The following is an 8969-nucleotide window of genomic DNA, read 5'->3' as shown; positions in this document are numbered from 1 at the left end:
GCCGGGCACCCAGGTGCCCGGCCGCCGTCGTCCGTTATTGCCTTTGCTTTTGCTGAGGCGAACCGGTCAGCGCAGGCCCTTGAACACGTTCTTGGGCCGCTGCATCTCGCCGTGCTTGGCGCCCAGGACAATGACAGAGGCCGCGAACGCGGGGATAGCCCACTGCAGCGCCTTCAGCTGCTTCTGCGCTGACTGGAGCTTGGCCGACGAGCCTGGCCGTGGCTCCGTGGCGCCCTCGGCACCCTCCTCGGCCAGCTTGTCCACCTTCTTCCCCAGTACGCCGGCGTACAGGGTGACCGCGGCTCCCGCCACCGTGACGGCCGTCTTGAGAACAGTGTCCCGGGCCACGCCCTCCTGGCTGGCAATCCTGTCCTTGTTTTCCAGCGCGATGAACAAATCGGCCAGCAGGTGGGTTGCGAAGGCCCCCGTCTGGACAGGAGCCCATTTCATCCAGCCCCTGCTCGAGAGGCGCGTGCGTTCGGCCGGGTCCTTCGCCTCCGCGGCGGCGCCGTTGAGGCCGACGGCACCCATCAGTGAGCCGCCGAACCAGGCCGCTGCCGTGAGGTCGTGAACTGACCGCGCAAAAAGATTTCCAGCCATGATGTCCTTCCTAATCAAAAGAGGTTCAATCCGGAACAGTGGCTTCTGCGAACCCTTAGCGAAGGTGCCCGCCAGCCATACCAAAGAGGTGGTCCCCATATGGTAAGCACACTTACTAACGTTACGGTAGCCCGTAATATCAATGGTTCTGTGCGTAAAATCAACGCCATGGGATCATCAGGAACACTTTTTGGCTGGGCATTCGGCGACTCTGAACGCGAGGACGACCAGTCGTACGTGGACGGACTGAAACGCGAGGCGCTGGCCAACGCCACACAGGCCGCCAGGAGCAAGGGCTTCGACGTCGACGCCGGCTCGGAAGTATTCACCATCCTCAGCGCGGGCGATGCCCTCGTGGACATCGAAACGGCACCTGACGACCTCGTGGTGCGCTGCACGGTGCGGCTCGTGGGCGAGGGCTCCGAGCGCATCCATGCGGAGGGTCCGATGAACGGCTAAATCAGAGGGCACCACGCCGAACTGCAAAGCGGAGGCCATGACGGACAACGACTCCACAATCAGCGATGCAGCCGACGCCGCGGAAGCTGCATCGAACACCAAGGCGCTCGACGTCGTCGCGCGTTCCGGTTTCGCTGTCATGGCCCTGCTGCACATCATCGTCGGGGCGATCGCGATTGCTCTGGCACTGGGGCATCCCGGGCAGGCCGAGCCCACCGGAGCCATTGAGCAGCTGGCCGCCAATCCCTGGGGGCCCGCCATCATGTGGGCGGGCATGGTCGGATGCGGCGGGCTTTCCCTCTGGCAGCTGAGCGAGGCCACCCTCCGGGCCCGGCACCTGCCCCGCAAAGAACGGATCGGTAAGCTGATCTCCTCCGGCTTCCTCGCGATCGCCTACGGCAGTGTGGGCCTGAGTTTCGCCGGTTTTGCGGTGGGGCTTCGCGGAGACTCGGGCGAGTCAACGCGCGACGTGAGCCAGGCCCTGCTGAGCAATCCGTTCGGCGCCGTGATCCTCAGCGCGCTCGGCCTGACGGTCATCGGTGTGGGCATCTACTTTGTGCTGAAGGGGCTCCGCAGGGGTTTCAAAGAGGAGCTCTTCCACTTTGACGGCACGCGCCGGGGCAAGCTCATCGATTCCCTGGGCGTCACCGGGCATGTGGCCAAGGGCATCGCGTTGTTCCTCGCCGGCCTGCTCTTCGCCATCGCGGCTGCCAAGCACGCCCCCGAAGAGTCCACCGGCCTCGACGGCAGCCTGAAGGCCTTGCGGGACCACGAGTACGGGCCCTACCTGCTGTTTGCGATCGGCGCCGGCTTCATCTGCTACGGAATCTTCGCCCTGGTCCGTTCAAAGTTCGGCAGGATGTAGCTTTGGGAGAACCCTACCCGTGGGAGGACGACGCATGACAAGACGGTTCAGCGGTGATCCGGGCGGCGCGCCCAACCGGACCTCCAACCGGGCGGCTGACCTCGCCGGCCGCGGATTTGCCGCCGTGTTCCGGGGCCTGAAGGCGGTCCGGCCCGGGCGCCCCATCCATCCGCGGGGCATCAGCCTGGTTGGAGAGCTGACCCTCACCGGCGCCGCGGGCCGCGCCGCTGCCGGGCTCCCGGCGGCCAGCGGCATTGCATGGCTCGACGACGCCGGGACCCACCAGGTGCGCGGGCGGTTTTCCCGTTCCGTGGGCCTTCCGGAGGCGCTGCCGGACATTCTGGGCCTGGCGCTGCGGACTTCGGCAGCTTCCCGCGGTTCCGGTGGTTCCGCGGCTTCCGGCGCCGGCGGCGCCGCTGACGTTGACGGCTTTGGTGACAGTGACCGCTTTGGTGACGTTGACGGCTTTGGTGACAGTGACCGCTTTGGTGACAGTGCCGACGTCGGGGATGTCCTGTTCGCCTCGACCGGCTGGGGTGTGCCGGGCCGGTTCCTGCTGGTGCCCAAGCTGGACGTCGGGACCGCCAGGTTCACCACGCTGATGCCCTACAGGGGGTCCAACGGGCCTGTCCTGCTGGGGCTGCGCACCCTGTCCCTGCCCGGGCGTGCGACGGGGCGCGCGGACACCGGGGGCAACTTCAGTGAGTCGTTGGCCACCGGCGACTGGACTCTTGCCCTGTCATATGCCACCCCGGCCGGCCGGTGGGTGCAGGCCGGTGTGCTCCACCTGAGGGCCACCGGCGCCGGCCCCACAAACGCCGGCCCTGCAGACACCGGCCCTGCAGACACCGGCCCTGCAGACGCCGACGATGGCGCCGCAGCCCGCGGAGGCTCGGCCAGCGGGGACACTGCCATCCGCTTCGACCCGCTGAAGCACCCGCTGCCCGGCGCGGGAACGTACGCCTGGACACGCCGCCTCCGGGAACGTTCCTACCGTGCCGCCCGGCGCCCCGCTGCCCGCATGATCGGCGCCCCGGACCCCGCCGGGTTCACAGCCGCAGACCCGAATGCCACCGCCCGGCGTCGGGCTTCGGCCGACGAAAGGAACAGCATGTCAACCGTTACCCAGGTCTTCAACTCACCGGCATCGGCAGTCTGGAAAGTGATTGCGGACGGATGGCTCTATTCCGGCTGGGTGGTCGGCGCCTCGAGAATCCGTGACGTGGACGCGCGCTGGCCTGAGGTCGGTGCCCTGCTCCACCACTCGGTGGGCGCCTGGCCACTGCTCATCAACGACTCAACGAAGGTGACGGCGATGGAACCGGAGAGGCGCCTTGAGCTGATCGCCCGCGGCTGGCCCATGGGGGAGGCCAAGGTGGTCATCACCCTCGAAGATCTCGGCGGGCAGTGCCGGGTGACGATAGCCGAGGACGCGGTCCGCGGCCCGGGCCTGGCTGTTCCCAAGGCGCTGCGGGATCCGGTCATCACGGTACGCAACCGGGAAACCCTGGACCGGCTGGAGCTGATGGCCGCCGGCGGCGCGGGGGCTTAAAGCACAGGGGCCCGCACCTTGAGGCGCGGGCCCACGTGATTTGCGCGGGTGTTGCTCTAGACGTTGGCGGCAATGCCGTCGCGGGAGATGGCGACCATGTCCTCGCGCGGCACTACCTTGATGCGCTCACGCACAACCTCAACGCCGTGCGAGCCGCCGGCAGCGGTGGCCTCGGCGCCGAGGGCGAGTTCGTGGGCGTCCAGGGCCAGCCAGCCTTCCCACGTGGTGTATTCCACGCCGCGGCTTTCGAGCAGTTCGACGACGGCCTCGGCAGCAGGTGCCTCGGCCACCGGCAGGTTCTCGCGGTCTTCCAGCAGGAACGTCACGGTCTCCAGCGCGTCGCCCTTGGTGTGGCCGATGAGGCCGACCGGTCCGCGCTTGATCCAGCCGGTGGCGTAAATGCCGGGGACGTGCTCGCCGGATGCGTCCAGGACGCGGCCGCCGGCGTTCGGGATGACGCCCTTCTTGTGGTCGAACTCGATTTCCGGCAGGGCGGAACCGAAGTAGCCGATGGCGCGGTAGACGGCCTGGACCGGGTAATCGACGTACTCGCCGGTGCCGCGGGCGTTGCCCGTGCCGTCCAGTTCGGTGCGTTCAAACTTAATGCCGCTGACGCGCCCGGGGTTCTCGGCGTCGTCGTAAATTTCCACCGGGCTGTGCAGGAAGTGCAGGTGCAGGCGGCGGGAGGCCTTGAGCTCGGAGAGGTCCTCGGGCTGCTCGGCGATCCAGTTGGTGAGCGTTCCGACCATGGTCTTGGTCTGGTTGTTGGTCTGGATCTGGCGGTCGGATTCCTCGTCGAATTCGAAGTCCTCCGCGTACAGGATGATGTCCACGTCCTTGGAGTGGGACAGCTCGCGGAGCTCCAGCGGGGTGAACTTGACCTGGGCCGGGCCGCGGCGGCCGAAGACGTGGACGTCGGTGACGGGCGAGGCCTTCAGGCCGGCGTAGACGTTGTCCGGGATCTCGGAGACCAGCAGGTCGTCGGCGTGCTTGGAGAGGACACGTGCCACGTCCAGGGCCACGTTGCCGTTGCCGATCACGGCGATTTCCTTGGCGTCCAGCGGCCATTCGCGGGAAACGTCCGGGTGTCCGTCGTACCAGGACACGAAGTCGGCGCCGCCGAAGGAGCCCTCAAGTTCGATGCCGGGGATGTTCAGGTCGGCGTCCTTGATGGCGCCGGTCGCGAAGATGACGGCGTCGTAGTGTGCGCGCAGGTCCTCGATGGAGAGGTCCGTGCCGTAGTCAACGTTGCCGAAGAAGCGGATGTCGCCGCGGTCCAGGACCTTGTGCAGGGCGTTGACGATGCCCTTGATGCGCGGGTGGTCCGGGGCCACACCGTAGCGGATCAGGCCGTAGGGCGCCGGGTAGCGGTCAAAGAGGTCGATGCTCACGGTCAGCTCGCCGCTCTTGACGGCCTCGCTCTTGGTGAGGATGTCCGCTGCGTAGACGCCGGCCGGGCCGGATCCGATGACGGCCACGCGCAACGGGCGGGCGGCGGTTCCTACGGTGGTGCTGGTTGACACGGCTGTGTTCCTTTTCTTCTGCATCGGTTGCTCCGTAGGCGCCCTTTTGAACCTTCATAAGGGCAGTTATGGAGCAATCGATGGGTTTCAGGGGGTGAGAACGCGGGTGGTGCTTGTGCGGGGCTTGTTGGGGCTGGTGGTGCTGTAGTCAGCGGTTTTGAAGTGCGACGGCGCGAAGGGGCTGACGCGGACAACGTCACCGATGACGATCACTGCAGGATTGGCGACGCCGGCGGCCTCGGCCTGGTCGGCAATGGTGCCCAGGGTGCCGATGGTGACGCGCTGGTCCGGCAGGTAGCCGTTTTCCACAATACCAACTGGAGTGTCACCGGGCAGACCGGCTTTGCCGAGGGCGGACGCGGATTCGCGCAGCTGGCCTACGCCCATGAGCAGCACCACTGTGTGGTCGGGGCGGGCCGGGACCTCGGACAGTTCCTCGTGGCCGGTGACAACGCTGAAACCCTTGGCCAGACCGCGGTGCGTCACCGGGATGCCGGCGGCGGCGGGGACGGAGATGGCGGAAGTTACACCGGAGACCACCTCAACCTCGACGCCGTGCTGGCGGCAGTATTCAGCTTCCTCGCCGCCGCGGCCCAGGACGTAGGGGTCGCCGCCTTTGAGGCGGACCACACGGTGGCCCTGCAGCGCCTCGTCGACGAGGATCCGGTTGATCTCAGCCTGCGGGACGGGGTGGTGCCCGGGGGTCTTGCCGACCTCGATGACGCGCACGTCGGGCGCAAGTTCGTTGAGCAGCTCGCGGGGGCCGAGGCGGTCCGCCACCACGACATCGGCCTGGCCGAGCAGCCGGCGGCCGCGGACGGTGATGAGGCCGGTATCGCCGGGCCCGCCACCGACCAGGGCGACGGATCCGCGGTGGGCGCGGCGGCGGCGCAGCGGCAGATCGCCGGATTCCAGGGCAGTGGCGACGGCGTCGCGCAGGGCCATGGCGCGGCGCGGGTCTCCCCCGGCGTTGACGGCGATCTTGACGTCGTCCACTTCGGCGACGGCGGGCGTCCAGGCGGCGGAAGATTCATGGTCGGAAGCGTTGACGCACCAGACGCGCTGCGCCTCGGCGTCGGCTGCCACCTGGGTATCAACGGCGGGATTGCCGGTGGCGGTCTGGACGAACCAGACACCGTCAACGTCCTCCGAGCGGTAGGTACGGGGTTCCCAGACGAGCAGGCCGGCGTCGGCAAGCTCCCGGAGCGGGGCGGTGGCCTCAGGGGCAACCACGGTGACGCGGGCACCGGCGTCGAGCAGGCCCTTCGCGCGGCGCGCAGCAACGCGCCCGCCGCCCACCACCAGCACGGGGCGGCCGAGGAGGCGCAGCGCCGTGGGGTAAATGTCCTGAATTGCCATGAATCAACGGTAGGGCTGTGTTACGGGCCCGACCAACGGCGCGGAAACACCAGTTCACGCAAGGTAACGCTGCGTCACATTGCCTCGGATTGTTGCGTTCCGCCCGCTCCCGGATTCCCGAACCGGAAATGTCTGTGACCGGCCCTACAATATCTGGGATCAGTATCTCTGATCGGTCTCAAATCCGTCTCAATCGGTCTCAACATGGGGGAAGGGGACTAATTGTCTCTGCACGAAAACGTCCGTACGCGGACGCGCCCTGGTCTTCTGACCAGGAGCATTGCCACAGCCGGCAGCATCGCGTTGCTCGCCGGACTCCTGATGGCTCCGGCAGCACAGGCGCTGCCGATGGAAGCAGGCGCAGTCACGGAGCCCGCACCGGCTCCCGTAGACCCCGCGCCTGTGGATCAAACGGCTGACCCGGCGCCGGCTGGGTCGGTTCCGGTAGACCCGGCGCCTGCCGATCCGGCGGTGGACGGGCAGCCGTCGGCGGAGGTCCCGCCGGCCGAAACCGTCCCCGCCGAGGTGACGCCCACGGAAAAAGTGCCCACGGAAACAGCGCCCGCGGAGGCGGCGCCGGCCGCCCCGGAAAACATCAGCCTTCCGCTGATTGAGGGCGATCCCGTCGTCGGCGGCACGCTTACGTCCACCGGCGGCCAGTGGAGCAATAGTGCCGGTTGGATCCAGTACAGCTGGATCATCGACGGCGTTCCCGTCCAGACTGCAGGTCACGCGGTCGGCGAAGCTGATGTCCTGAACATCGTCCCGTCCATGGCCGGCAAGAGCATCCAGCTCACTGTCGTGGCGTCGTCAGACGCGCAAACCTCCGGAACGGAAGCGTCCGCCGAGCCTGTCACGGTACGGGAGGCCGCCTTCTCCGACAATGTCTGGAGCAACGCCGTGACCGGCAGGCCTGCTGTGGGGCAGGTACTCTCAGTGGGCACTCCGCAGTGGGGAACCGTCACCTACCAGTGGTTCCGCGGAACTGCAGCCATCGCATCGGCCACAGCCGCGCGCTACACGGTGGCACCCGCCGACGTCGGACAGAAACTGTGGGCAAAGGCCACCCTGTCCGCACCGGGCTACACAACAGTGGAGCGCTCCTCCGTCCAGGTCACTGGCGTGGCCGGGACCTTTGTCACCGCACCCGTGCCGACCGTCAGCGGCACCGCCCGCGTGGGCCAGGTACAGACGTCGATTGCAGGAACGTGGGCTCCGGGCGGCGCCGGGCTGTCCTACCAGTGGTACCGGGGAACGGCAGCCATCGCCGGTGCTGTCAGCTACAGGTACACCACCACAGCGGCCGACTACGGCAAGTCGCTCAAGGTCCGCGTCCGGGCCACCAAGGCCGGCTTTGTCACCGTGGACCGGTTCTCGGCCCCGCGCACCATTGCAGCCGGGACGATTGTTGCCACCAAGTCCGTCGTCGTGACCGGTGTTCACCGGTACAACCAGACCCTGGGCATATCGCAGGGGTGGACAGCAGGTGTCAGCTACAAGTACCAGTGGTACCGGAACGGCGTGGCAATCCGTGGCGGAACGGCTTCGTGGTTCTACCTCAGTCCCGGATATATCGGTTCCAAGGTGAACGTGAAGGTGACGGTATCGAAGGCCGGCTATGCAACCCGTTCGGTCACCACCGGGGCAGCTACCGTTGGGAAGGCGCTGATCACCCTGAAGACAGCGCCGAAGATCACCGGAGCCCTATGGCTGGGGGCAACGCTCACGGCGAGCCCCGGCACCTACTCCCCCGCGCCGTACGCCTACACGTACCAGTGGTACCGCAATGGCGTGACGATCTCCGGCGCACGTAACAGGACCTACCGTGTAAACGCCGCGGACAACGGGAAGTCTCTCTCCGTGCGGGTCGCGGCCAGCAGAACCTACTACGACACTCGGGTGGCAGCGAGCCCGGCGGCGAAACTTCCGACCTGGGCGGTGACGGTCCTCCGCGGCGACGGCACGTACCGCGTGGGAACCCAGATCAAGCCGGGGCTGTACAAGTCCACGGGTGGATCCTTTTGCTACTGGGCGCGACTCAGCGGGTTCTCGGGAAGCTTCGATGACATCATTGAGAATGACATCGTCTCAGGAGTGACCTACGTGCAGATCCTTCCTGGTGACGTTGGCTTTGAGAGCGACGGTTGCGGCAACTGGACGACTGTCCCGTCTACGGGGGCAAGGGCCACAAGCATCACCAGGGACGGAACTTATCGGGTCGGCATCGATATCCTGCCGGGAACGTACTACGGGTACGCTGCGGCAAGTGACTTCTGCATGTGGACCACTTTGCGAGGTTTCAGCGGCGAGTACACCGACATCGTGGATTGGGACATTCCCAGCGGATGGGTAGTCGTTACAATTCCTTCAGGGGTGAGGGGCTTTGCAGTCGATGGCTGCGGCACACTGACCCGAGGCTGACCCTCAGTGAGCAGAAAGCCCGACGGCGATCATCGCCGTCGGGCTTTCTTGTGCCCCGAAGTTTCGGTGTGCCGCTGCACTCGTGGGGCACTTTGGCCGGAGAAACGGCCTGGATCGCGCAATTCTTGGCGTGTCCCGTGTCGAGGTGCCCCAGTTTGGCAGCCGGGTCCCGAGCCCCCAGGTGTGACCC

The 8969-nt window shown here is 66.9% G+C and carries 7 protein-coding genes; 4 read left to right on the top strand and 3 right to left on the bottom strand.

Annotated elements, in window-relative coordinates:
* Positions 1–66 precede the first annotated feature (66 nt).
* On the bottom strand, positions 67–600 hold the full coding sequence (locus tag ACFUTU_RS20895) for a hypothetical protein (protein ID WP_377967818.1): 534 nt from the start codon (positions 598–600) through the stop codon (positions 67–69).
* A gap of 168 nt (positions 601–768) precedes the next feature.
* Here ACFUTU_RS20895 and ACFUTU_RS20890 point away from each other — a divergent pair, with 168 nt between their 5' ends.
* Genes ACFUTU_RS20890 through ACFUTU_RS20880 form a run of 3 tightly spaced genes read left to right on the top strand, consistent with a single transcriptional unit; the run spans position 769 to position 3476 of the window.
* Positions 769–1059 carry a hypothetical protein gene (locus ACFUTU_RS20890; RefSeq protein ID WP_377967816.1) on the top strand — a complete coding sequence of 97 codons (291 nt, stop codon included), beginning with the start codon at positions 769–771 and terminating at the stop codon, positions 1057–1059.
* Positions 1060–1096: 37 nt separating this feature from the next.
* Entirely contained in the window at positions 1097–1924 is an 828-nt protein-coding gene (locus tag ACFUTU_RS20885; protein WP_377967814.1) for a DUF1206 domain-containing protein, read from the top strand.
* 34 nt (positions 1925–1958) lie between these two features.
* Positions 1959–3476, top strand: coding sequence for an SRPBCC family protein (locus tag ACFUTU_RS20880; protein ID WP_377967812.1), 1518 nt, complete (start codon positions 1959–1961; stop codon positions 3474–3476).
* A 56-nt stretch (positions 3477–3532) separates the two neighbouring features.
* Here ACFUTU_RS20880 and ACFUTU_RS20875 read toward each other — a convergent pair whose 3' ends face one another.
* Together ACFUTU_RS20875 and cobA are read right to left on the bottom strand one after the other, a co-directional pair.
* Entirely contained in the window at positions 3533–4999 is a 1467-nt protein-coding gene (locus ACFUTU_RS20875) for an FAD-dependent oxidoreductase (protein WP_377967810.1), read from the bottom strand.
* Positions 5000–5086: 87 nt separating this feature from the next.
* Positions 5087–6358 (bottom strand): uroporphyrinogen-III C-methyltransferase, encoded by a 1272-nt coding sequence (gene cobA, locus ACFUTU_RS20870; RefSeq protein WP_377967808.1) that lies wholly within the window; start codon positions 6356–6358, stop codon positions 5087–5089.
* Positions 6359–6580: 222 nt separating this feature from the next.
* On the opposite strand from cobA, the gene ACFUTU_RS20865 reads away from it, so the two are divergent.
* Entirely contained in the window at positions 6581–8779 is a 2199-nt protein-coding gene (locus ACFUTU_RS20865; RefSeq protein ID WP_377967806.1) for a hypothetical protein, read from the top strand.
* Positions 8780–8969: the final 190 nt, after the last annotated feature.

The organism is Arthrobacter sp. NPDC057388, assembly GCF_042668165.1.
Classification (GTDB): domain Bacteria; phylum Actinomycetota; class Actinomycetes; order Actinomycetales; family Micrococcaceae; genus Arthrobacter.
This window is presented reverse-complemented; position numbering and strand designations above follow the sequence as displayed.

Coding starts and splice junctions, on each gene's coding strand:
- ACFUTU_RS20885 (WP_377967814.1), top strand. CDS start 1,097: ATGACGGACAACGACTCCACAATCAGCGATGCAGCCGACGCCGCGGAA.
- ACFUTU_RS20880 (WP_377967812.1), top strand. CDS start 1,959: ATGACAAGACGGTTCAGCGGTGATCCGGGCGGCGCGCCCAACCGGACC.
- cobA (WP_377967808.1), bottom strand. CDS start 6,358: ATGGCAATTCAGGACATTTACCCCACGGCGCTGCGCCTCCTCGGCCGC.
- ACFUTU_RS20895 (WP_377967818.1), bottom strand. CDS start 600: ATGGCTGGAAATCTTTTTGCGCGGTCAGTTCACGACCTCACGGCAGCG.
- ACFUTU_RS20890 (WP_377967816.1), top strand. CDS start 769: ATGGGATCATCAGGAACACTTTTTGGCTGGGCATTCGGCGACTCTGAA.